18 protein-coding genes are annotated in these 23,542 nt (G+C 65.3%); 11 read left to right on the top strand and 7 right to left on the bottom strand.

Annotation, left to right across the window (positions count from 1 at the left end; genetic code table 11):
- The first annotated feature begins 109 nt into the window (after window positions 1-109).
- Window positions 110-1,399 carry an NUDIX hydrolase gene (locus A5777_RS23605; protein ID WP_064865256.1) on the top strand — a complete coding sequence of 430 codons (1,290 nt, stop codon included), beginning with the start codon at window positions 110-112 and terminating at the stop codon, window positions 1,397-1,399.
- Complete coding sequence (locus A5777_RS23600) at window positions 1,392-4,337, top strand: DUF6049 family protein (RefSeq protein ID WP_064865253.1); 2,946 nt, start codon at window positions 1,392-1,394, stop codon at window positions 4,335-4,337. Before A5777_RS23605 ends, A5777_RS23600 begins: the two co-directional genes overlap by 8 nt.
- Window positions 4,338-4,953: 616 nt before the next feature.
- On the opposite strand, the gene A5777_RS23595 is transcribed toward A5777_RS23600, so the two are convergent.
- On the bottom strand, window positions 4,954-5,217 hold the full coding sequence (locus A5777_RS23595; RefSeq protein WP_156529477.1) for a hypothetical protein: 264 nt from the start codon (window positions 5,215-5,217) through the stop codon (window positions 4,954-4,956).
- On the opposite strand from A5777_RS23595, the gene A5777_RS23590 reads away from it, so the two are divergent.
- Window positions 5,168-8,737 (top strand): murein biosynthesis integral membrane protein MurJ, encoded by a 3,570-nt coding sequence (locus A5777_RS23590; protein WP_197502455.1) that lies wholly within the window; start codon window positions 5,168-5,170, stop codon window positions 8,735-8,737. The genes A5777_RS23595 and A5777_RS23590 overlap by 50 nt on opposite strands.
- Here the strand turns inward: A5777_RS23590 and A5777_RS23585 are convergent.
- Complete coding sequence (locus tag A5777_RS23585) at window positions 8,721-9,662, bottom strand: sterol desaturase family protein (protein ID WP_064865273.1); 942 nt, start codon at window positions 9,660-9,662, stop codon at window positions 8,721-8,723. The two genes, A5777_RS23590 and A5777_RS23585, sit on opposite strands and share 17 nt — an antisense overlap.
- Before the next feature lie 163 nt (window positions 9,663-9,825).
- Here A5777_RS23585 and A5777_RS23580 point away from each other — a divergent pair, with 163 nt between their 5' ends.
- Together A5777_RS23580 and A5777_RS23575 are read left to right on the top strand one after the other, a co-directional pair.
- The gene (locus tag A5777_RS23580) at window positions 9,826-10,500 is read left to right on the top strand and encodes a TetR/AcrR family transcriptional regulator (RefSeq protein ID WP_064865244.1); all 675 of its coding nucleotides are present in this window, start codon (window positions 9,826-9,828) and stop codon (window positions 10,498-10,500) included.
- An 83-nt stretch (window positions 10,501-10,583) separates the two neighbouring features.
- On the top strand, window positions 10,584-11,012 hold the full coding sequence (locus tag A5777_RS23575) for a PPOX class F420-dependent oxidoreductase (protein WP_064865241.1): 429 nt from the start codon (window positions 10,584-10,586) through the stop codon (window positions 11,010-11,012).
- Window positions 11,013-11,065: 53 nt separating this feature from the next.
- Here A5777_RS23575 and A5777_RS23570 read toward each other — a convergent pair whose 3' ends face one another.
- Window positions 11,066-12,952, bottom strand: coding sequence for an alpha/beta hydrolase (locus tag A5777_RS23570; protein ID WP_231895186.1), 1,887 nt, complete (start codon window positions 12,950-12,952; stop codon window positions 11,066-11,068).
- A gap of 169 nt (window positions 12,953-13,121) precedes the next feature.
- On the opposite strand from A5777_RS23570, the gene A5777_RS23565 reads away from it, so the two are divergent.
- Entirely contained in the window at window positions 13,122-13,778 is a 657-nt protein-coding gene (locus A5777_RS23565) for a CPBP family intramembrane glutamic endopeptidase (protein ID WP_064865266.1), read from the top strand.
- 865 nt (window positions 13,779-14,643) lie between these two features.
- On the opposite strand, the gene A5777_RS23560 is transcribed toward A5777_RS23565, so the two are convergent.
- On the bottom strand, window positions 14,644-15,393 hold the full coding sequence (locus tag A5777_RS23560; RefSeq protein ID WP_064865237.1) for a HEAT repeat domain-containing protein: 750 nt from the start codon (window positions 15,391-15,393) through the stop codon (window positions 14,644-14,646).
- 397 nt (window positions 15,394-15,790) lie between these two features.
- Between A5777_RS23560 and sigM the strand changes: the two genes are divergently transcribed.
- The 5 genes from sigM to A5777_RS23535 all read left to right on the top strand — a co-directional run bounded on the left by sigM (window position 15,791) and on the right by A5777_RS23535 (window position 20,284).
- Window positions 15,791-16,354 carry an RNA polymerase sigma factor SigM gene (gene sigM / locus A5777_RS23555; RefSeq protein WP_064865234.1) on the top strand — a complete coding sequence of 188 codons (564 nt, stop codon included), beginning with the start codon at window positions 15,791-15,793 and terminating at the stop codon, window positions 16,352-16,354.
- A gap of 109 nt (window positions 16,355-16,463) precedes the next feature.
- Complete coding sequence (locus A5777_RS23550; RefSeq protein WP_005205928.1) at window positions 16,464-17,234, top strand: anti-sigma factor family protein; 771 nt, start codon at window positions 16,464-16,466, stop codon at window positions 17,232-17,234.
- A 112-nt stretch (window positions 17,235-17,346) separates the two neighbouring features.
- Window positions 17,347-18,345 (top strand): thioredoxin-disulfide reductase, encoded by a 999-nt coding sequence (trxB, locus tag A5777_RS23545; protein ID WP_064865231.1) that lies wholly within the window; start codon window positions 17,347-17,349, stop codon window positions 18,343-18,345.
- A gap of 55 nt (window positions 18,346-18,400) precedes the next feature.
- A complete protein-coding gene (trxA, locus tag A5777_RS23540; RefSeq protein ID WP_005205925.1) occupies window positions 18,401-18,739 on the top strand; it encodes a thioredoxin in 339 nt (112 codons plus the stop codon).
- A gap of 285 nt (window positions 18,740-19,024) precedes the next feature.
- On the top strand, window positions 19,025-20,284 hold the full coding sequence (locus tag A5777_RS23535) for an N-acetylmuramoyl-L-alanine amidase (protein ID WP_005205924.1): 1,260 nt from the start codon (window positions 19,025-19,027) through the stop codon (window positions 20,282-20,284).
- Between the two features lie 16 nt (window positions 20,285-20,300).
- On the opposite strand, the gene A5777_RS23530 is transcribed toward A5777_RS23535, so the two are convergent.
- From A5777_RS23530 to A5777_RS23520, 3 genes are all read right to left on the bottom strand, one after another.
- Entirely contained in the window at window positions 20,301-21,293 is a 993-nt protein-coding gene (locus A5777_RS23530) for a hypothetical protein (RefSeq protein ID WP_005205923.1), read from the bottom strand.
- Window positions 21,294-21,491: 198 nt separating this feature from the next.
- The gene (locus tag A5777_RS23525; protein WP_064865227.1) at window positions 21,492-22,595 is read right to left on the bottom strand and encodes a ParB/RepB/Spo0J family partition protein; all 1,104 of its coding nucleotides are present in this window, start codon (window positions 22,593-22,595) and stop codon (window positions 21,492-21,494) included.
- Window positions 22,592-23,542: ParA family protein (locus tag A5777_RS23520; protein ID WP_231895184.1), on the bottom strand; the 951-nt coding region annotated here is incomplete at its 5' end. The genes A5777_RS23525 and A5777_RS23520, both read right to left, overlap by 4 nt.

The raw sequence follows: 23,542 nt of genomic DNA, 5'->3' as shown, positions 1-23,542 counted from the left end.
GCGGAAACATCCCGGCACCCGCGTCGAACCGGCTCCTGACCGGTCCGGTTCCCGCCGCACCTGACGGCACTGGGCAAACGGCAGGTGACCAGCGGCTAGCATCGAGTCTGTGTCAACCGAGTCCCCGACCAACCGTGCAGACGTCTCAGGCGACGTCTCGTCGGCTGGTCACGGTGGTATTTCGGGTGGTAGTTCAGGTGGCAATTCGCGAGCCACGACACCCGGCACCCCCACGGGCGCGCCTGCCGGTTCCGGCGCAAAGTCGGTGGGCAACCCCGGCGTCGCCAACGCAGGCAAGCCGGGTCCGTCACGCCGTTCGCGCCGTGGACGTCGTCGACGACGCGCCCAGGACAACCGCCGAGCCGAGCCCGCGGGAACCGATCACCGCGGCGGTGCCGACCCTGCCCTAAACAGCAAGAACAACCCGAACAGCAAGAACAACGACAAGCAGCGAGACAGGCAGCGCAAACGTGCGCCGTCTCCTGCAGACGTCGCGCGTGCCACCGCGCGCTCGAACCGCGTCGAAGCAGGCATGGCCGACGCCGAGCCCGCCGACTGCGACGCGGAGACGTCGATCGAGGGCGCGCACGCCAAGGTGACGCCGCCCAAGCCGTCCGACATCGCTGTCGTCAGCGCAAAGATCACCAAAACCGGCCTGACGCACGCGTCGAACGGCCCCAAGCCCGGACAGAACCGCAGCCGACGCCGCGCCACCCGCACGGCGGACCGGACGGCCAACAGTCCCGACCGCCTGCAGACCGTGCGCGAGACCTCTGCGGGTGGGCTCGTGATCTCCGACCTCGACCTCCCCGTCGACGAACTGTCGGCGGCATTGATCGGGCGCGTCGACAGGCGCGGCAGGCTGATGTGGTCGCTTCCGAAGGGACATATCGAGACCGGCGAGACCGCGGAGCAGACCGCGATTCGCGAGGTCGCCGAGGAAACGGGCATCAAGGGAACCGTGGTCGCACCCCTCGGCAAGATCGACTACTGGTTTGTCAGCGAGGGCAAACGCATCCACAAGACGGTGCATCATTATCTGCTGCGTAGCGTCGGCGGAGAGCTTTCCGACGCCGATTACGAGGTCAGCGAGGTCGCATGGGTGCCGTTGCACGAGTTGCCGCGCAAGCTCACGTACTCTGACGAGCGGCGATTGGCCCGGATGGCGCGCGGCGTGATCGCCGATCTGGCCGCCGACCCCGCACGGTTGGCCCAATCCGAGGCCGAGAGCAGCCGCACCGAACCGAACGCATATGAGAAAGCCGCAGCCGCACGTAATCAGCGACGCAACGACGTCGGGCATCGCTCGGAGGTCAAGCGTCGCGCGGACAGTCAGCCTCAGGCGCGGCCGCGGCGACGGCGCAGGCGTCCTCGGCGACCTGCGTCCGGGGATGCGTGACGTCCTGCGCATCGGTAGTTCTCGGCGCCTGAGCGCCTCTTTCTTCACGCGTGCGCGCGTTCTTCTCGCTGTTCTCGGCGTGGTGATCGTCGCGGCGCTGTGCGCTGCCCCGGCCGCAGCGGTGCCGACCAGCGGCGCGTCGGACGGCTCGACGTCGTCCGACGACCAGCGGTTTGCCTCCGTGGTCATCGACACACTCACGCCGTCGATGGTCACGACGACGTCGGGACCCGACCTCACCGTCGAAGGACACGTACGCAACACCAGCTCGCGCACGATCAAAGATCTCAGCATCCGCCTCGAACGTGGCGACGCCGTCCGCGACGCCGCGGGCCTGCGCAGCAGTCTCGCGGTCGCGCATCCCCCGATCGCCGTCTCCGGAGCTTTCCGGAACCTCACCGACGAGCTGGCCCCGGGAGCCGAGGTCTCGTTCCGGATCAACATGTCACTCTCGGGTCAATCGGGCATGCAGATCTCGCGGACCGGCGTGTACCCGCTGCAGGTCAACGTCAACGGCGTCCCCGACTACGGCTCGATGGCCCAGGTCGCAGGCTCCCGGACTCTTCTCCCAGTGCTCTCACTGCCACCGGACAAGGATCGGGCCGCACAGTTCGACTCGTCGGAACTGGATTCGACGGGTCTGGATTCGACGGGTCTGGATTCGACGACTGGCGGCGCGGACAGTGCGACGGCCAGTGGGAACGGTGGCCTCAGCGCCGACGGAGCGGTCTCGGCCGACACCTCCGACCCCGCGCGCATCACGATGCTCTGGCCCCTCGCGGCACCCCCTCAACTCGCACCGGGCGGGCTCGGTGGCGGAACCCAACCCGTGCGCCTGATCAGCGACGACATGGCCCGCTCACTGCGCGACGGCGGCCGACTGCACGAACTCCTGGAGTCCGCGCGCAACGTGATCGGGACCGCGGCGGGCGATTCGGCCGCAGGGTCGGGCAGCGCGGACGACAGCGGCAGTTCCGCCAACCCGCCGGCGAGCGGTTCCGGTTCAGGGGCATCCGGATCCACGACGTCGTCGGGCTCTGGAACGCCGGCTCCCGGCGCGTCCGCAACGTCGACGTCGCCCGCCGCGCCGAGTGCCTCCGACCTGCAACGCAGCATGTGTCTTGCCATCGACCCCGACCTTCTGGTGACCGTTCGCGCCATGTCGTTGGGCTACGTGGTGTCCAGCAATCCCGCCGACCCGACGTCGCGCACCACGCCCGGAACCGGTAGCGACGCCGCAACCCAGTGGCTGTCCGACCTTCGTGGTGTCGCGGCACGGACGTGTGTTGTCGCGCTGCCGTTCAGCCAGGCGGACCTGCCCTCGTTGGCGCGCATCGACCGCTCCGGGCTGACCACCGCCACGCTCGATGCCCCCGCAGACGTCGTCGACGCGATTCTCGGAGTGCGCAGCGTGCGGGGGCTGACGATTCCCGCGCTCGGAGCCGTCGATCAAGCGGGCAGTGAGCTCCTGCGCGACGCGGGGCACCCCAAGGCGCTCGCCTCGGCGTCGTCTGTCGATCCGACAGGCAACCCGAATGCCGCGGGCCTCTACAACGTGGGCGGCCTGCTCACCCAGACCTACGACTCGTCGGTCAGCGCGGCGATGGGTGCCGTGGGCACTGCTCCCCTGGTCACCGCGCTCACTCCGCCGAGCCAGCAGACCGACCTCGCCGTTGAATCGCCGGTCAGCCGACGCCAAGCCGCAGTGGCTGCGCTGGCATTTCGCTCGATCGCGACTCCGGGATCGAGCGGGGAGCCCGGAACCTCCACCAGCACGGGCACTGCCGTGACGAGTAACGCCGTCACGAATACCGCAGGCCGCGCGGAAGTCGTGATGCCCCCGACGTACTGGTCGGCCACGTCCGACGACGCGAACGCACTGTTCTCCACGGCCACGGTTCTCTTCGGCTCACGCGCAGCAACCCCTGCCCCGCTCGACGACCTGGTCAACCGGATCGGCGGTGCGACGGCACCCGCTCGACTCGTCGACCCACCGGGAGTCGGCCCGATCTCACAGATCGGACCGGCGCTCACCAACCGGACCGTCGACTCGATCCGGTCGGCAGCCGACGAGTCGTGGCGCCTGCAGGGAGCGCTGGTCGATTCGGCCGACGTCGACGCCAGCCCCGAGCGCTACGTCTCTCAGCTGCGTGAGGATCTGCTCCGCTCGATCCGCTCGCCCGACGAGAACAACACCGCAACACGGACCCGACTTGCGCGAGAACGTCAGCAACGTATCGATGCGGTGCACTCGACGCTCAACCGGATGCACGGGTCGGTCACCATCCTCGACCCCGGTGGCCGATATACCCTCGCGTCGGAGCGAAGTCCGCTGCTGCTTGTCGTGCGCAACGACCTCGCGCTCCCGATCAGGGTTCGCATCACCACGACCGCGCCGAAGGACCTCGAGATCGGCGACGTCGGGGTCGTCGAGATCCCGGCTCGCGGCACCCGCCAGATCCAGTTGCCGACACACGCGCGGTCCTCCGAGGCGATGACGGTGACGATCGGGATGTCGACGGTAACCGGAGTCACACTCGGCACCCCGATCAAACTGTCGGTGTATTCCAACGCATACGGAAAACCGCTGTTCATCGTCACGATCTGCGCAGCGGTCGCGCTGATCCTGCTCACCGCGCGCCGCCTCTGGCGCCGATTCCGCGGCAGGCCCGACCCCGCCGACGAGGACCGACCCGAGCCCGACGAGCTGGAACGGATGCTCGCGGCGAGCACGTACCAGCAGCGGCGCCGTACCCTCCAACAGGAGGAGGCACTCGCCCAGACTGAACAGTTCGGCGCGATTGCACGGGACGACTCTGCGCCCCCGACGACGAGAGACAGCGGCGCAGCGATAGACGGCAGCACGACGATAGACAGCGGCACAGCGGTAGACAGCGGCACAGCAAAGGACAGCGGCACGGACAGGACGGGCGCATGAGCGATCGAGGACAACGCGGCGATCCGCCACGACGATCCGCGCCGGACTCACAGAAGCCGGCCGCGCCAGACTCCCAGCGGCGAGCCGCTTCAGAATCACAGCGGCGTGCCGAGCCGCGTCGCGTTCCGCCTAACGATTCGACGCAGCGCCGCTCAGGTGCCAGGTCCTCGGGTCCCCGCGACCCCGGCATGCGTGACCCCGGTGTCGGGCCCGCGCCGCTGAACGGGCCGGTTGGTGCTCGCCCGCCGTTGTCAGGGCGCGCAGCTCCTCGCGTGATCCCGCCTGGACGCCCAGACGCCCCGCATTCGACGACTCGTGACCCGCGCCCGTCCCGCGATCTGCCCCAGCATCGCGACGGCCGCCACGAGCGACCAGGCGACGACCGCACCCAACAGCAGCCGAATACCCAACCGACGGGCTCCCAACCCCCGCACGGCTCCCAACCTCGCCGCGGCACCCAGCCCCCCAACGCCCAACCCCCGAGCGCCGCCCAACCTCGACGTGCAGCCCCCTCACGTGCAGCCCAACCTCCCCGCGCGGGACGTCCGCTGCGCGAGGCCCGACCGACGACGGGCACTCGCCGGCCTCCATCGTCGAATCCGCAAGCGTCGAACCCTCAGCCGACGAATCCCCCAGCTCGCCCCGCGCCGAATTCCCCAGCTCGCCCCGCGCCGACTCCCGCAGCGCGGACCGCTGCCTCAGCGTCCACCGCGACGCAGTCGCGCGAGCCAGACAGCACTGCCCCAGATTTCCCAGACACCCCAAACACCGACACCTCAGATGCCGACGCCTCGTCGTCGACCGGTCTCGCGCGCGACTCCGATGCGAGCATCGTCAAGACCTCCGGGTCGATCGCGCTCGCCACGCTGACCAGCCGCATCACCGGGTTCATTCGAACCGTGCTGGTGCTCGCGATGCTCGGTCCCGCGATCGCATCCGCGTTCCAGGCGGCGTACGTGCTGCCGAACATGATCGCCGAGGTCGTCCTCGGTGCCGTGCTGACCGCGATCGTGATCCCGACGCTCGTCCGTGCGGAAGCCGAGGACCCCGACGGCGGCCGAGGCTTCATCAACCGCATCTTCACCCTTGCGCTGTGCATGCTCGGTGCTGCGACGCTCATCGCCCTCGTCGCTGCGCCCCTGCTCACCCTCCTCAACGTCGGCGACGGCAACGTCAACAGACCGCTGACCACGGCACTCGCCTATCTCCTACTGCCGGAGATTTTGTTCTACGGGCTGTCGGCGCTGTTCATCGCCATCCTGAACATGAAGGGCTTGTTCAAACCGGGTGCCTGGGCTCCGGTGCTGAACAACGTCGTCCAGATCGCGACGCTCGTGCTGTACGCGTTGATGCCCGGCGAGATCACGCTCAATCCGGTCAAGATGTCCGAGCCCAAGCTGCTGGTCCTCGGTGTCGGCACCACGCTCGGCGTCGTTCTGCAGGCGTGCATTCTGATCCCGTGGCTGCGTCGAGCCGGGGTGCGGCTGAAGCTCCAGTGGGGCATCGACGCGCGGTTGCGTGCCTTCGGGCGCCAGGCGGTTGCGATCGTCGGCTACGTCGCGATCCTTCAGGTCGGACTCGTCATCACCTATCGGATCGCCTCGCACGCCGACTCGTCGGGCATTTCGGTGTACGCGACGCACTGGCAGCTTCTCCAACTCCCGTACGGCGTGCTCGGCGTGACAATCCTGACCGCGATAATGCCGCGCTTGTCGCGCAACGCCGCAGCCGACAACCGCGACGCCGTCGTCGACGATCTCTCCCTCGCCTCACGCCTGACGATGGTCGCTCTGGTCCCGACCGTCGCGTTCATGACCTTCTTCGGTCCGGCAATCGGCATCGCGATCTTCAACTTCGGCAAGTTCGACGCCTCGATCTCCTCGCAGCTTGGCTCCGTCCTCGCCTGGGGCGCATTCACGCTCATTCCCTACGCCATCACGCTCGTCCAGCTACGCGTGTTCTACGCCGCGCAGGACGCGTGGACTCCGACGTGGATCGCGCTGGGCATCACCGTCGTCAAGATAGCGTCGTCGTATCTGGGTCCGGTGCTCTTCTCCGATCCGCACATGGTGATCCGTTGGCTGTCGCTGTCGAATGGTCTCGGCTATCTCGCGGGCGCGATCGTCGGACACTTCCTCCTTCGTAAGCGCCTCGCCTACCGCCGCCTCGAAGGTGTTGCGCGCACGACGATCGTGACGCTGATTGTCTCGGTCGGCGTCGCCGCGATCGTGTGGGTCGTCGCCGAGTTGTCGGGTCTGCATTATTTGGGCACGGCAGAGGGCAAGCTCGGATCGCTGGCGTATCTGCTGATCACCGCGGTCGTGGTGCTCGGTGTGACCTACGCGGGCCTCTCGGCGGCAGGGCTGCCCGACGTCGTGGCGATCGGTAATTCGGTGCGCCGCTTGCTCGGTCGGTTCATCCCCGCTCTGGCGCCTCCTGCCGGCCAGGTCACGGAATCGTCGCCGACCATCACGGTTCAGTTTCCGCGGGTCACTGCCGACGAATCGCTCCCGTACTCTGGTCAGGTACAAGTGGTCCGGCGATTCGACCGCGGTACCGCGAGCTGGCAGTCGTATGCGGTGCTCAGCGGTGGTGCAGCCGGTGGTCGGGGTCTCGAAGTGGGCTCACCAACGCGTGAACCACGAGATATTCGGTATCGCAGGAAAGGAGTCCGACGCGTGACTGACAGCGGCTTGACTGATAGCGGCTTGAGTGGCAGCGAGGTCGAGACCACCCCCCAGTCCGAGACGTCCTCCGATACGACGAGTGAGCAGGCCAAGACCAATGAGCCGCGCCCATCCCCAAAGACCGGCGGACCCACCCCCGATCCCGACCGTCCCGAGGAACTCGGCACGCCCGTGCGCCGCGGACCGCGTCTCATCCCCGGCGCGGCTGTCGCCGGCGGTCGTTACCGCCTCCTCGACACCCACGGCGGCACCCGTGGCCTCCAGTTCTGGCGCGCACAGGACATCAACCTCGACCGCGAGGTCGGCCTGACCTTCGTCGACGCCGAGCAGCTCGCCCCGCCGCCCGAGCGCGGAGATCAGCCGAGCGCAAGCGATTCCGGCCCCCAGGGCGTTCTGACCCGGACTCTGCGACTTGGCCAGATCAGCTCCGCGGGCGTCGCACGTGTTCTCGACGTCGTGCGTGGCTCGTCGGGTGGAATCGTCGTCACCGAATGGGTCCCCGGTTCGTCGTTGGCCGACGTCGCACGCTCGGGTCCCTCCCCCATCGGTGCCGCCCGTGCCGTCCGTGCGCTCGCGGCTGCCGCCGAAGCCGCACACCGTTCCGGCGGCGCGCTCTCCATCGATCATCCCGACCGGATTCGGATCAGCACCGACGGCAACGCCGTACTCGCCTTCCCGGGAACCCTTGCGGGCGACGACAAATCGTCGGATGTCCGCGGACTCGGCGCCGTGCTGTACGCGCTACTGCTCGCACGCTGGCCCCTTGACGGCGAGACCGGACACCACCTCGTCACCACCGCCGACACGACGACGCCCGTCGGCGGACTCCCCATTGCCTCCCCCGGCCCAGACGGTGAGCCGATCGACCCGCGAGAGGTCAAGTCCGACATACCTTTCGAGATCTCCGCGGTCGCCTCGCGCGCACTCGACGGCGCACGCGGTATTCGCACTGCAGGCACCGTCCAGCACGTCCTCGACCAGGCAACCGTCCTCGATCTCCCGACCGACATGCTGCCCGCCATCAACGACGACGAGCCACCGGTGCGGATCGGCGCTCATGAACCGTCTCCCGCTGCTGCAGCTCGCAAACGCAACGTCGGGTTGCTCGCGGGCGCAGCGCTGCTCGCGTTGTTCGTTGTCATCGCGCTGATCGTCTGGGCCACAGGCATTTTCGGCGGCGACGAGGGCAATACCAACATCAACTCGATCCTCCCGACGACCTCCGCACCTGCCGCGCCGGGCTATTCCGCACCACCGCAGGCGGCCGCAGGCACAGCGATCCCGCTCAACGCGGTCTCGATCGTCGACTTCTCCGCTCAGCCGCCAGACAATTCCGTCAATCTGCAGAACGTGATCAGTGGGGCAGCTCCACCGTGGCGCAGCGACAGTTACCGGGGCTCAGCGGCTTTCGGTGGACTCAAGAACGGCATGGGCCTCATGTTCGACCTCGGCAGTGAGCAGAACGTCAAGGCTGTGACCATCAAGACGCCGACGCCCGGCTTCAACGTCGAGATCCGCACCGCACCGTCGGCAACACCGACCGCCGCGCAGACCTCGACGGTGGCAACCGGCACGGTCGACCAGCCGAGCACGACGCTGACGGTCGAAAATCCGCAGGGCAGCCGCTACGTGATGGTCTGGCTCACCTCGCTGCCGAGCACAGGAAACGGCAGCTACCAGGTACAGATCGGCCAGGTCACGATGGCGCGCTGACGCGCCCTTCACCGCTTTCGACTGTTCCGGCTTCCGTGGCGTCGGCTCCGGTGACGCTTGAGGGCGCCCACCCGGGAGGACCGAACACGTAACCCAGGCGGGCACGCCAGCTTGCCGCTGCACGGACGTCGCGCGCGATGCTCGCGTACTCGTGTGTTTGAAGCTTCACGATATTGTACGTACCGACCGGCTTGGTGAGTCCGTATGTGGGACGGTGTGTTTCAGGCGCGAACGAACCAAACAGCCTGTCCCAGATGATCAGCGTGCCTGCGTAGTTGCGGTCGAGATACTCCGGATCACTGCCGTGATGCACCCTGTGATGCGATGGCGTGTTGAAGACGAATTCGAAAGGGCGCCACATCTTGTCGATGCGCTCGGTGTGAATCCAGAACTGGTACACCAGGTTCAGCGAGTACGCGGCGAACACCAGCGCGGGCGGCACACCAAGGAGGGGGAGTGGCAGCCACATCACAAGGGCCGCACTGATATTCCACTTCTGCCGTAGCGCCGTCGCGAAGTTGAAGTACTCGCTCGAATGATGCGCTTGGTGAGTCGCCCACACCAGCCGCACCCGATGCGATACGCGGTGCGACCAGTAGAACAAGAAGTCGACGCCGAGGAACGCGATCACCCACGTGTACCAGGCGGTGACCGGAAGATGCCACGGCGCGAGGTAGGCGAAGATGGCCGTGTACACGAGCAACCCGAGCAGTTTCCACGCCGCGCTCGTCGCAATCGACACGACGCCCATCGACAGACTCGCACGAGCATCGCGCTTCTCGTAGGCACCTTTCGGCGGTCGGCCGTCGTCGTCGGATTCCTCGAGCTTGTAGGCCGCGAACCACTCGATGGCCAGCATCGTCACGAAGAACGGGATCGCGAGGACCGTCGGCTCCCGCATCGGGTCGGGGAGTAGGTCGAGCATCGTGAGCGTCACCTCCGGTCTACTATCTGACACGGCAGTGTGTCAGATTCATGTTGACACAGTATCGTCTCAGATGAGGCGTGTCCATGCCGACCGGTAGGCAGGACGAACAACGCCAGCAGGACACAGGGCCAGCAAAACCGACGAGACAAGAGAGGAATCCGTGACACTCGAGACCTCCCAGCCCGGACCTTCGGGGCGGTTGTACGCCGGGACCGGGCCCGAGCAGCGGCAGGCGCGGCGTCGGGCAGCTTTTGTCGACGCCGGACTGGACCTGTTCGGCCGCGAAGGCTTTCGTCACGTGTCGGTCAAGCGGCTCTGCGACGAGGCCGGCCTCACCCAGCGCTATTTCTACGAGTCCTTCTCCGACCGAAATGCGTTGCTGGCAGCGGTGTACGAACACTGCGTCGACGTCTGCCGCACGGCCGTGGGGGAGAGCCTCCTGCAGGTCCCCGACGCCTCCAACGTCGCACCACGCGAGCAGCGCCTCGCACAACTCACCCGCGTCGCACTCGACGCCCTGCTCGAACGTCTCACCGGCGACCGTCGGATGGCGCGGGTGATCCTCGTCGAGGTCGTCGGGGTCGACGCCTCGCTCGAGCGACTGCGGATGGACGCTATTCACGCGTGGGCCCAACTGGCCATCGACATCGCATTCGACGACGAGCAGCCGCCCGCGCGATTCCAACTCGCCGCGGTCGGATTGATCGGTGCTCTCACGCAGCTCCTCGTCGACTGGTACATCGCGACCGACGCCGGGGCACCGGCCGCAGACGTCTCCGACATCCGGGACGTCTGTGTCGAGATGTTCATCGCGACGTATCAGCGCCTGGCCTGACACAGGACCTACCCTGGTGGTGGATGTACCGCCGCGCTCTACCGCTGCACAACCGACGTCACCGGACGAAAGGTACCTGAGCCATGTCCACAGCCGAGCTGACCGACCAGGTCGTCGAATTCCTCACCACCGGAACCCGAACCGGCAAGATCGCGTGGGTGTCGAAGGACGGTCGAGCGCTGGTCACACCGATCTGGTTCATCGTCGAAGACGGCGCGCTGGTGTTCAACACCGGTATCGACACGTCGAAAGGTCGCGCACTGCAACGTGATTCGCGAGCGACGATCGTCGTCGACGACGAGAAGCCGCCGTTCTCGTTCGTGCAGGTCCAGGGCACCGTCGCCTTCGACGACGACCCCGCCGACCTACTGCGCACAGCCACGGCGATCGCCGAGCGGTACATGGGTCCCGACCTTGCCGAGCAGTTCGGCAAGCGCAATGCGGTGCCAGGCGAAGCGCTCGTACGGCTGACGCCGACGAAGGTCATCGCCGCCTTCGACGTCGCGGACTGAGCACCCCCGCCGCCGGTTGAGCCTGTCGAAACCACCGCCACCCGGTCGCAGTGCTACCCGTCGCGATGCAGTCGCGGCTCGAGTTGCTGCGTCTTCTCGTCCGTCCATCCGGGCGGCTGCAGGATGCGTGCCCAGGCGTAGGGGATGGCCGACTGATAGTTGTGGCCGTGGCCGTCTGGGACGTTGACCGACACCGCCATGTCGGCCGACACCTGGAGGAAGGTGACGAACGGAATCCAGTGCGTCGCGCTGATGACGTCCCTGCCGCGCTGTTCCTTGAGCCAATCCGGTTCGCGCAGAATGAGTTGCGGCGACCACCAGGCGATGGGATCGGACGCGTGTTGCAGGTAGACCATGCGCGAGTAGTCCCACGGTGCGTCTGGCCGATCGAGATCCTTCTCGTCTGCGATGAAGCGCACCTGCCTGCCGTTGTTGTAGATCGGCAGCCACTGCGGTGATCCCTTGTCGCGGCCCGCGGTTGCATCGTTCCAGAGCGTGTTGCTGAACGTCGGACCGGAGAGCAGCGCGCCGTCGGTACGGGCGGTGACGGTCGGGACCGTACCGAAAGCCGCTTCGGCGCCGAAGGATCCGAGGCTTTCGCCGAAGACGACTAGCTTGGGACGCTCCGCTTCGGGAAGCTCGCGCACCTTGGCGTCGACAGCTTCGAACAGTGACGTACCCGCCTGGCGGGCACGTTCTTTGTCGACGATGAATGAAATCCAGCTCGGCAGATACGAATACTGCATTGCCACCGTGGCGACGTCGCCGTTGTACATGTACTCGAGCGAGTCGATGGTTGCCTTGTTGAGCCAACCGGATCCGGTCGTCGAGCCGATCGCGATCACCTTGCGCTTCAAGCCACCTGCGCGCACGAGCTCGTCTGCAGCCAACTGCGCGTTGGCGCGCAGATTGTCGCCGGAACCCAGCCCGACGAACGCGCGGATCGGCTCCATCGCCGGCTGCTTGTTGAACTCCGACAGCTTCGCGACATCCGGTCCGTTGGAGACGATTACGCGACCCTCACGCCCAAGCGACTCCCACGTCACCAGCGACCCGGGACCGCCTGATCGCAGCCCGGACGTCGGGGGAGCGGTGTTGGGCCGCACCTCGTCGTTGGCGGACGCGAAGGTGCTGTTGAGCGCCTTCATCGAATACTTCGCGACAACACCGTTGAGGATGAACACCGTCAGCAGCGCGACCACAAGCAGGCCCGCGACAGCGGCAACGCGCGGCGGAGCGATCTTTCTGAGCTGGCGCACAAGCCATATCACGAGACTCGCCCATGCTTGCCCGATCACCATCAGCAGCACGAAGACGAGCACAGCGAACACCGCGATGATCGGATACGCCGTCCAGGTGAGGTTTTCGACACCCATCAGATTGCGAATCTCGGTCTGCCACCGCGAATACCAGTACAGCATCAAAACCGTGCCGATGAGCGCGATCACACCCAGTGCTATCCAATAGTTTCGCTTCGGCGACGGCCAGCGCTCCGAGCGAGACAGCATGTACCGCACCAGCCAGGCGATGAACACCCCGACGCAATAGCCAACTGCCGCAGCGCCACCCGACACGACGCCCTGGAACAACGGGCCGCGCGGCAGCAACGACGGCGTCGTCGACAACCAGAGAAAGACCGTCGCGAACATGAGGCCGGCGAAACTGATCCGATGCGCGTAGGCCAGCGCCGCGCGTCGTAGCTTCGACGACGAGCGCGGCGACGACTCACCATCCTCGCTCTCGACGGCGGGCTCGCTGTCTGAGACGGACTTGTTTTCGACGGTGGGCTCGCTGTTTGCGGCGGGGCTGCTGTCGGCTGCCGATTTGCTGTCGACGCTGCCGGGCTCGGCGAGTCGGCCATCACCTTCGGGTGGGCGACCCGAGGTGCTCGTCTTCGGCGACGCGTCGTGCTCGGAGCCGGTCGCTGGCTTGTCTGGCACCTGGGCACCCCTTGTGGTCATCGGACATCGATGTGACTCGTGAATCCTAAACCTGTGCAACGCTACCGTGGTGAGCCGCGACGACAGTATCTCATCTGCGAACCCGCGCTTGCCCGATTCTCAACAGAGTCGTCGACTGTGGTTGGTGCCGATCGTTGGTGCCGCGTTGATGCTGACGGCACAGATGTGCGCCCATTTCCTGCACCTTCCGGGCGTCGAATGGTTGGTGACCGTCGCCGCAGTGGTTGCCGTGTCCATCGCGCTCGCTGCGGGCCTCACACACGAGGATCTGGGCCTCGGTCGCGCCGGCCTACGCAGCGGCGGTCGGTACGCGCTGGTCATCGTCCTTGCGGTCGTTGTTGTGGTCGTTGTCGGTGTTGCCATTCCGCCGACACGCGAGTTGTTCCAGAACGACGCCTACCGCGACCTCGGGCATGCGCTACTCGCCGCGTTCGTCGTGATTCCGTTCCAGACGGTGCTACCCGAGGAGTTGTTCTTCCGCGGTGTGCTGTTCGGCTCGCTGCGTCGACTCACGACGCCAACCCGCGCACTGCTGATCCAAGCCGTGCTGTTCGGCTGTTGGCATGTGATCACGTCGCTGGGGCTCACTGCCGGCAACGCTGGGCTGTCCGATCTCTTCGGCCACAGTGTGTTCGCGCAAATCATCGGCGTAGTGCTCGCCGTCGCCGTCACGTCAGCTGCGGGTGTACTCCTCGGATGGCTCCGCGTACGCAGCGACAGCCTGCTCGCTCCCATCGCCCTGCACTGGGCCGCCAATGGCATCGGTGCCGTCGGCGCCGCACTGGCCTGGCGGTTCGGGGGATAGGCGTATCGGGCGACAGACGAGCTCACCGAATCGGCGAACCACATGCCGCTCATCATCCTCCGAAGAAGATGGTGAGCTATGCGCCACCTACGTCCTACAGAGGGATAAGCGAAAGCCACCAGGGTGGTGTCCCACGTGGGCACCGGTCTTGCATCACGCCAGCGGCGTCGTGCTGCCACGCGACAACTGCCCACACTACGAGTAGCGCAACCGCCGTCGCCGCGACCGGAGCGAACGCTACGACCCAGACGCTGGATCGAGTAGCCAGGACAGCGTAAGCCGCCCAGCAGAAGACCAATACCGTGAGAGCTGTCAACGGAGCGTATCCAGCAATTCCCCAGGCTCTGTTTGCATCCCACTCTGTGTCAGTGCAGGCGGCCCAAATGCTCGGGAGCAGTCGGAACACAGCGATCCCCGCCCCGACAGTAGCAACGGAACCCAGAGGACCCCGACGCGACGGATTGTCTCGATCACGAGCCGCCGTTGTCACGGATTTGTGTCACCTTCTTGCCTTCAGACTCAGCCTTTGCAAGCTCATCGACTACTTGTGCGACACCCTCGTTGAATTGAGCTTCGGTCATGTTCGGCCCGTACTCGTCATACCCGTTCAAACCAAGCCGCATCCGCAGCAAGCTGATCCAAGTCTTTCCAGAAATCCCACCATTCAGGCGCCTAATCTGCGTTCATTCCTCGGATACTCTTAATAGCATCAGACTTTGAATTCTTCATCATCTCGTTGTACATCCAGTGGCGGACATCCGTGAAGCGCTGTTCATCGGGAGAAGTGACATTCGATGCAAGGCTCTCCGTCTTACGGTCCGATGCATCTCGGCAAGCAGTTCGAGTGGACGCTCGATTGGATCACTCATTTCGCGGTAGCTTTCTCGAGCTTCGCAATTGCGCGTTTGGCGTCGCGCTGGATGAGGTCGCGCGGATCGTCGAGCCATGGCCGCAAGATCTCGATGTCCTCGGGCCGTTTCATACGTGCAAGCGCGGTCATCGCGGCCTGGGTGACCTCTGGGTCGGTGGCAAGCCGGTGCACCAGCAGATCGTGCGAACGATCAGTGCGGAATCGGCCCAGATAGTGCGTCACCGCATTGCGGACACCACTATTCGAATCTCGCAGGAGGGCAACCATTCGATCGTTGTCGGCTTTGGTCGCGATGTAGTCGAGCGCACGCGCCGCCTCATATCGCACTCCTTCCGGCGCCCAGGATTTGTCGAACTGCCCAAACAACGCCTCAATGGTCTCCCGGTCACCTTTGGCGGCTGGATCAATAAGATTGATATTCAGGCACATCCAGATCGAGTCTTTGTGTTTGCGTTCGGCTTTCGTGCGCCGCGGCTCGGGCAACCGCTCGTCGATGTAGTTGATCCAATCGGTGAACACCGGCACCGCAGCAGGCATCGTCTTATACAAGTACCTGAGCGGGTCTAGATAGTAGGTTTTGTAGCCCATCCGCGCAAGATCACGTACCAGCCGGAAGTCGACACCGGCCTGACCATCTTTGATGCGCGGCGGCGGGTCCGACAACCACTCCGGCCCACGCGGCATGTACATGAACCGCAACTGCGGCGGATCGGGGAGATCACGAAAGAACTCATCAGCTGTCACCGGACGGGCACCCCGCTATGGAGTTCTGGTTTTCAGGGTGGGGCGGTGTCCACCCCGGGCTCGGTGTGAACGGTTTCGGCTGCGGATCGCCGTGGGGCACGTTGTCGAACAATTCTTCGCGAACGATGGTCAGCTTCCCTTGATCTGCGAGGTCCTGGATCGCCGGACTAATTTGTGTGCGGTGATCCACAATTAGCACCGTCGTGTATTGCATACGCTCATCGTTTCCTCCTATCGAGTCGCCACAGCAGCCAGGAACTACCAAGAAGCTGAACGCGCCAACAGAATCATGCTCGAACACCTGTGATCCCAGCTCACCATCCCCACCCCGACCTCCCTCCACAACCCCGCACGCCAACCCGACATACGCGACACCGCGCTGCACTAATCTCAACCCATGCCCGGGGGAACCAGCGACACACGCAGCGACGAGCACCTGCTCACCGCCCACATCAACGGCGACCTCCACGCCTTCTCCACCCTCATCCGACGCCACCAAGAACGCCTCTGGGCCGTCGCCTACCGCACCCTCAACAACCCCGACGATGCCGCCGACGCACTCCAAGACGCACTCTTCAACGCACACAGAATGGCACACTCGTACCGGGCTGACGCGCGAGTTTCCACCTGGCTGCATCGCATCGTCGTCAATGCATGTCTCGATCGGATACGACGAGATAAGTTGCGCCCCACAGTTTCTCTTCCTGACTTCGAGATTCCAGCACTGGCGGCGCGTGAAGATCGGTACGCGGCGGTCGATCTGTCGATGAGCATCGGCGACGCTCTGGCGCAGCTCCCGGAGGAGCAGAGGGCCGTCGTCGTCGCGCTCGACGTCGAAGGTCTCAGCATCGCCGAAACGGCGCAGCGGTTGGGTGTCGCTGAGGGAACGGTGAAGAGTCGTTCGTCGCGAGCGCGTCTCCGCTTGGCAAAGCTGCTCGGTCACCTCAAGGAAGACTCATGAACACGAGATTCGAGGGAACCGATCGGCTCCGGTCAACGTCGTATGTGGCAGTGGACGAGCCAGGCCGCCATGATGGCCACAACAGTCGGGGGAGCAGGACAGCGCAACGATGAACACGCCGTATCCCGAACCGCCCTATTCGGAGGATCTGCTCGCCGACCTCCACGCCGGCGCGCTACCCGACGACACCGCCGCATACATGCGCGAGCGGATCGTCAACGACCCCGCAGCCCAGAGTGTGTTGGCCGCACTCGACCGCACCAGCGAGTCGCTACGTTCTCTCTCGGAGGAGCCGAAACCCGTTCCGCCAGAGGTCGACTCGCGGATCGCCGCCACACTGTCCGCCATTCACAACGACTCACTGGCCCGCGACGCTGCGCAGCAGTCTTCAGTGGCCCCTGTAGACCTCTCCGAACGTCGACGACGTTCGTCGACCCGCGCACCACGAGTTGCAGCTCTCCTCGTCGGTGCCGCGGCTGCGATCGCGGTGCTTGTGGGAGTCGTGACAGTCGTCGCCACCAGGACCACGGACGAACCGGGCGCCGGTGTGCAGGCGCAGCCGTCGACCTCGGCGAACACGACACAACTCGACGCACCGCAGCTCGACGGCGTCGAGAAGGCCTCGGCGTTGTCCGTGCTCGGAAAGACCGGCCACGCGCCGTTCGAATCCGAGGCAGCGCTACGTCGGTGCACCGCGGCCAACGGCGTACCGGCGTCGACTCCGGTCCTCGGTTCCGGCGAGATCACGGTGGGAGGGTCGGAGCGGGTGGCAATTCTGCTCGGGACGGGGATGGCCGGTCGGTTCGACGCACTCGTCGTCGAGCAGGGCTGCGATACCGACAACCCGGCGACGGTGTCGCGCACCAGACTGGGTGGGTGAGCGCCACGGGATCAGCAGCGGGAACATCTGCCCTTAGGCTTGTGTTGAACGAGCCGACAACGCGCACCGGAGAATCAGCGGTACCGCGCGTCGCCACAAGCACGGAGGACGGATGAGCCAGACAGACAACCAGCAGATCCACGACCTGATCATCATCGGGTCCGGACCGGCCGGATACACCGCTGCCGTATACGCAGCCCGCGCCGAATTGGCACCGGTCGTCTTCGAGGGAACGCAGTTCGGTGGTGCGCTCATGACCACCACCGAGGTCGAGAACTACCCCGGCTTCCAGAACGGCATCCAGGGCCCCGCGCTCATGGACGAGATGCGCGAGCAGGCCATCCGGTTCGGGGCCGATCTCCGCATGGAAGACGTCGAGGCAGTCCGCCTGACCGGCACGATCAAAGAGGTCGACGCCGGCGGCGAGACGCATCGCGCCCATGCGGTCATCCTCGCGATGGGTGCCGCTGCCCGCTACCTCGAGATCACCGGTGAGCAGGAACTGCTGGGCAGGGGAGTCTCGGCGTGTGCCACGTGCGACGGCTTCTTCTTCAAGGACCAAGACATCGCGGTCATCGGTGGCGGCGATTCGGCGATGGAGGAGGCCACCTTCCTCACCAAGTTCGCCCGCAGCGTGAAGCTGATCCACCGCCGCGACGAGTTCCGGGCGTCGAAGATCATGCTCGAGCGCGCTCGCGCCAACGACAAGATCGAATTCGTGACGAATTCCGCCGTCACAGGTGTGCTGGGCAGCAACTCGGTGACGGGCCTCGAACTGACCGACACGCGGAACGGCGACAAGAAGAACATCGACGTCACAGGCATGTTCGTCGCCATCGGGCACGACCCGCGCAGTCAACTCGTCCGCGGTCAGATCGACCTCGACGACAAGGGCTACGTGAAGGTCTCCGGCCGCACCACCTACACGTCGGTTCCCGGCGTGTTCGCCGCAGGCGACCTCGTCGACCACACCTACCGACAGGCCATCACCGCCGCAGGCAGCGGCTGTTCGGCAGCGATCGACGCCGAGCGGTGGCTCGCCGATCAAGGCGACATCGAGCCGATGCCGATCGAAGGCGATGTGGTCGCAACGGTCGCACCCACCGTCTGACCTGCGGATTCACCTCTATTCACCACCCTGCACCACGTCCAGAGGAGGACACATCATGGGAGCAAACACCGTGGCCGTCACTGACGCCACTTTCAAAGATCAGGTACTCGAGTCCAGCGGACCGGTGCTCGTCGACTTCTGGGCGACCTGGTGCGGCCCGTGCCGCATGATCGCACCGGTCCTCGAGGAGATCGCACGCGACTACGGCGACAAGCTGACCGTCGCCAAGGTCGACGTCGATGAGAATCCCGGAGTCGCTCGTGACTACAAGATCATGTCGATCCCGACCATGATCCTGTTCCAGGACGGCAAGCCGACCAAGACCATAGTCGGCGTCAAGGGCAAGGCCGCGCTCCTGCGCGACCTCGACTCCGTCGTCGGGTCCAACGCCTGACCGACACCTCAGCAGTGACGTCGCTCACGTCTCTACGTGAGCCGACCAGGCCACCGTCGAACAGCTCACCTGGCATTCGACGGTGGCCTGTACTGCTAGTTTGGCATCACGAACTATCTGCCACGTGTCGTCTGCGGCAACCGGTAGCCTCGGGGACGCGGCACAGCGTGGATCGGTTCAACTGTGTGCATGAGTTTTGCTCATATGCCACGACCTGAGACAATTCACTTTGGTTCAATGTCGTCCGTGTCCCCTCACGGCGACATGTCCAATTGAGGAGATGAGATGCCAACGTTCCGACTGGGAGATCGTGGGTCGGCCGTAGCCGAGATTCGATCGATCCTCTCCGGACAGGGACTGCTCAGCTCCACTCCGGGCCGTCACGCGGCACCCGAGAGCGGCAAAACACCTAGCGCCGCAACACCTGGCGACATCGCACCCAGCGACACGCACGACGCGGAAGCGCCGCAGACCGGTGCGGTTATCCACAGCACCGAGGACGCCCTCTTCGACATCGACGTCGACCACGCAGTGCGCGCGTTCCAGCAGCAACGCGGACTGATCGTCGACGGCATCGTCGGCCAGGCGACGTATCGATCGCTGCGCGAGGCGTCGTATCAACTCGGCGCGCGAGTACTCCTGTACCGACTGTCGGCTCCCATGGTCGGAGACGACGTCGCCACACTCCAAAGCCGACTGCAGAACCTCGGCTACTACACCGGACTCGTCGACGGCGTCTTCGGCGAGAGCACCCACAACGCGGTATGCCTCTACCAGAGCGAGTACGGACTCTCCGCCGACGGCATCTGCGGTCCGGCGACGCTGCGCGCACTCGACCGGCTCGGTACCCGTGTGACCGGTGGATCGCCCTACGCGATCCGCCAAGAAGAGCATGTTCGACGCTCCGGCCCCCAACTGTCCGGCAAGCGGATCGTCATCGATCCGGGAACTGCTGGGATGCACGCACTTTCGACCGGAGCGGTCGCCGAGTTGGAATCCCGCGTGCTGTGGGATCTCGCCGCTCGCCTCGAGGGCAGGATGGCCGCTGCAGGAATGGAAACCTTCCTGTCGCACGACGGTCGCGGCCACGCATCCGACGACGAGCGTGCTCGGGTGGCCAATCTCGTCGATGCCGACATGATGATCTCGCTACGATGCGGACACCACGAGACACCCGCTGCGAACGGCGTCGCGTCGTTCTACTTCGGTAACAACCGCGGGTCGTATTCGACCATCGGGCGCAACCTCGCAGACTTCATCCAACGTGAGATCGCCGCTCGCACACCGCTGACCGATTGCCGCGTCCACGAACGCACCTGGGACATCCTTCGGCTCACCAGGATGCCAGTTGTCCTCATCGACGTCGGTTACATCACCAACCCCGACGACGCCAAGGTGCTCGACGACCCGCACTATCGCAACGTGATCACCGAGGCCATCCTCGTCGCGGTCAAGCGCCTGTACCTGCTAGGCGAGAACGACCGCCCGACAGGGACCTACACGTTCGCAGATCTCCTTGCGGCCGAACGTATTTCCGGTTTCTGACCGGTAGCGGATCCAGTTACTTCTCGCGATCTCTGTCGCGGCTGGTTTCTGCGTGTCCGCGTGGGGTTGTTCGCGCGCCACTACGACTACCGGCCGGAACAGTGAGCCGCTCTCTGCCGACCAGATCGATCGCGGCCATCACGACGAGCTTCTCCAAGGCGCTCTCGACTCCGACCTTCCAGCCGAGTCCTTCGTCGAGCTCCAGGCGAAAGCGGGGGAACCTCACATGCGACGCAACCACGTCGAAGGCTGAATCCTTCAGGAGTCCGGCGTCGATCATGCATTGCCCACACAGATCCTGACCCGGGCCGTCGAGGATCTCGCGCGCGATCTCGACGACGGCCTCCTCCGACCACGTACTCAGGTCGCCGAAATCCGTTGTGTCAGAGCTCTTTCTGTCATCTGATGATTCTTCGTCACCGAGATACGCTGCGGGAGAGTCATACTCGCGCTCGAGTGCGTCGCGCGATGATCCGTGACGAGAACTGCCGTAGCGGGATCCACCGTGTCGGACGAAACCGAACGCTTCGACGGCACGGACGCCTCGTCGAATCAGATCGGTGACCACGGCATCGATAAGGAGGTCGCCCGCTTCCTCGAAACCCGGCTCGGTGCGCACAGAAGTGAGTAGCACCGCGTCGGCGCTCACCGGCGACGTCGGAAAGCTACGTGAGCGGGGGACGCGTCCGGGCGGAGCGTAGAGCGCCGCGCCAACGACAACGCCGGTCGACGAATCGATCGCGATCTGGCCGCAGGTTCCCCATTCGAGGAGGACCGACGAGATCCACGCCTCCTTGTCGAACTCGCTCTCGAAGTTCGTGAGACTCGCCGGTCCCGCCGGTGTCTCGGAGGACGACGCGGAGCCGCGCAGGGGAGAGGGATCGTCATCGGAAGCGGTGGACGCCGCGTTGGTGAACGACGGATCGACTTCCCAGAACACGCAACGACGGGTGTGCGGGGGCAATGACTCGAATGCTTCGAGATCGAGACTGGAAATCGTGAAGTTCATTGTGAATCCTCGCCTCGACGCATCGGTCGAGTGCCCACGAAAGTGAAATCTGATGTGTTGCAGGGTGTTTCACTGTTCATGTGCTCGGTGTGCTGCTCGACTGTCACTGTGACGAAACTTTCGGATGCGGTGGGTCACGAATTTTCGTGGGTATCGCCGACTTCGGTTGCTATTTTCTCGCCGAGTCGCCGATCGTTGCTACGTCTTCGGTTGGATCAACCCCACGATACGTTCGAGGTCGTCGACCGAGCCGAACTCGACGACGATCTTGCCCTTGCGTTTGCCGAGGCTGACGGTCACGCGGGTGTCGAGGCCGTCGGAGAGTCTCTCGGCGAGATCTTGCAGACCCGGCATCTGCATCTGCCGACGCTTCGGCGATGGGGTGGGGGTCGACGGTCCGTCGCCACGGTTGGCGAGAGTCACCGCTTCCTCGGTGGCTCGGACCGACAGGCCTTCGGCGACGATGCGCGCGGCAAGCGCTTCCTGCTGATCGCTTCCGGTCTCCAGTGACAGCAGCGCGCGTGCGTGGCCGGCCGAGAGCACTCCCGCGGCAACGCGGCGCTGCACGGGAATCGGGAGCTTCAGCAGGCGGATCATGTTGGTGATCACCGGGCGCGAGCGCCCGAGCCGGGTGGCCAGTTCCTCGTGGGTGACGTCGAACTCCTCGAGAAGCTGCTGATACGCGGCCGCTTCTTCCAGAGGGTTGAGTTGGGCGCGGTGAATATTTTCCAGCAGGGCGTCGCGCAGCATGTCGCCGTCGGGGGTCTCGCGAACGATCGATGGGATCGCCTCGAGTCCTGCTTCCTGACTGGCTCGCCAGCGTCGCTCGCCCATGACGATCTGGTAGAGCACGCCGTCGGGTGTCGGGGTGGCGAGCTTGCGCACGACGATCGGCTGCATGAGCCCGAACTCTTTGATCGAGTGCACGAGTTCGGCCATCGCCTCTTCGTCGAAGACGCTGCGCGGCTGGTGCGGGTTCGGCTGGATGAGTGTGGGCGCCAGCTCGCGATAGACAGCCCCAACTTCGTCGACGGTTCCGACGGCAGTCGCGTTTCCGTCAGCGCTCGACCGTGTTGCATCGGTCGACGTCGTCGTGGAGCCCTGCGCGCTTCCGGTCGTGGGGGAGGAGGGAGCGCCGTTTCCGCCCGAGCTACCAGCGGAGTTGCCCTTGCCGATCACGACATCGGCGGCAGCAGCGCCGAGTCGGGGAGCGCTCGACTCGTTCTCGGATGGTCCGGTCGGGATGAGGGCTGCCAGACCGCGGCCTAATCCTCCGCGTCGTTGGGCGTCTCGTTGACTCATTGCTGTCCTCTCGAGAGGTCCGTGGTGGAGGAGAATTCGTCTTTCGCGCGCATGGCGAGTTCGCGCGCGGCGTCGAGATAGCTCATTGCTCCACGTGAACCCGGGTCGTACTCGATGATCGTCATTCCGTAGCCGGGCGCCTCGGACACCTTCACGCTGCGGGGGATCACGGTACCAAGGACCTTGTCACTGAAGTGGCGTCGTACTTCGTCGGCGACCTGGTCGGCGAGTTTGGTGCGGCCGTCGTACATCGTCAGCAGAATCGTCGAGACGTGGAGATTCGGGTTGAGGTGCGCTTGGACCAGCTCAATGTTGCGGAGGAGCTGACCGACGCCCTCGAGTGCGTAGTACTCGCACTGGATGGGGATGAGCACCTCTCGAGCCGCGACCATCGCGTTGACGGTCAGCAGACCCAGCGACGGTGGGCAGTCGATGAAGATGTAGTCGAAGCCGAACTCCGCGACAGACGCGTCATTGAGCGCATTACGGAGTCGGTTCTCGCGGGCGACCAGTGAGACCAGTTCGATCTCGGCGCCGGCCAGGTCGAGGGTCGCGGGTACGCAGTAGAGGTTCTCGTGGCTCGGACTCTGCTTGACTGCCTCTTTGAGCGTGACCTCGCCGAGGAGCAGCTCGTAGACCGACGCGATGTCGGGTGCGCGATGGTCGATGCCCAGAGCTGTGCTCGCGTTGCCCTGCGGGTCGAGGTCGACGACCAGAACGCGCAGCCCGTGCAGCGCGAGCCCCGAAGCGAGGTTCACGGCCGTGGTCGTCTTCCCGACGCCGCCCTTCTGGTTCGCCACGGTCATGACGCGCGTGTGCGGGGGGCGGGGTAACTGGCCAGCACCTCCAGGGGTCAGTACTTGACTGGCTCGGGCTGCGGCGGCGGCGATGGGAGTGTCGTCGAACTGCTCGGGCGTCGACGTGGCCGGCGGAATCGTTTCACGTGA

Source organism: Gordonia sp. 852002-10350_SCH5691597 (assembly GCF_001665715.1).
In the GTDB taxonomy this organism is placed as follows: Bacteria; Actinomycetota; Actinomycetes; order Mycobacteriales; family Mycobacteriaceae; genus Gordonia; species Gordonia sputi.
The sequence above is the reverse complement of the archived record's forward strand: the minus strand, read 5'-3'. Positions and strand labels throughout refer to the sequence as shown.

Excerpts from the sequence above, each read along its gene's own strand:
- A5777_RS23600 (WP_064865253.1), top strand. The coding sequence starts at position 1,392 with ATGCGTGACGTCCTGCGCATCGGTAGTTCTCGGCGCCTGAGCGCCTCT.
- A5777_RS23595 (WP_156529477.1), bottom strand. The coding sequence starts at position 5,217 with ATGCGGCTGGTCAGCGTGGCGAGCGCGATCGACCCGGAGGTCTTGACG.
- A5777_RS23585 (WP_064865273.1), bottom strand. The coding sequence starts at position 9,662 with ATGCTCGACCTACTCCCCGACCCGATGCGGGAGCCGACGGTCCTCGCG.
- A5777_RS23575 (WP_064865241.1), top strand. The coding sequence starts at position 10,584 with ATGTCCACAGCCGAGCTGACCGACCAGGTCGTCGAATTCCTCACCACC.
- A5777_RS23565 (WP_064865266.1), top strand. The coding sequence starts at position 13,122 with ATGCTGACGGCACAGATGTGCGCCCATTTCCTGCACCTTCCGGGCGTC.
- sigM (WP_064865234.1), top strand. The coding sequence starts at position 15,791 with ATGCCCGGGGGAACCAGCGACACACGCAGCGACGAGCACCTGCTCACC.
- A5777_RS23550 (WP_005205928.1), top strand. The coding sequence starts at position 16,464 with ATGAACACGCCGTATCCCGAACCGCCCTATTCGGAGGATCTGCTCGCC.
- trxB (WP_064865231.1), top strand. The coding sequence starts at position 17,347 with ATGAGCCAGACAGACAACCAGCAGATCCACGACCTGATCATCATCGGG.
- trxA (WP_005205925.1), top strand. The coding sequence starts at position 18,401 with ATGGGAGCAAACACCGTGGCCGTCACTGACGCCACTTTCAAAGATCAG.
- A5777_RS23535 (WP_005205924.1), top strand. The coding sequence starts at position 19,025 with ATGCCAACGTTCCGACTGGGAGATCGTGGGTCGGCCGTAGCCGAGATT.
- A5777_RS23530 (WP_005205923.1), bottom strand. The coding sequence starts at position 21,293 with ATGAACTTCACGATTTCCAGTCTCGATCTCGAAGCATTCGAGTCATTG.
- A5777_RS23525 (WP_064865227.1), bottom strand. The coding sequence starts at position 22,595 with ATGAGTCAACGAGACGCCCAACGACGCGGAGGATTAGGCCGCGGTCTG.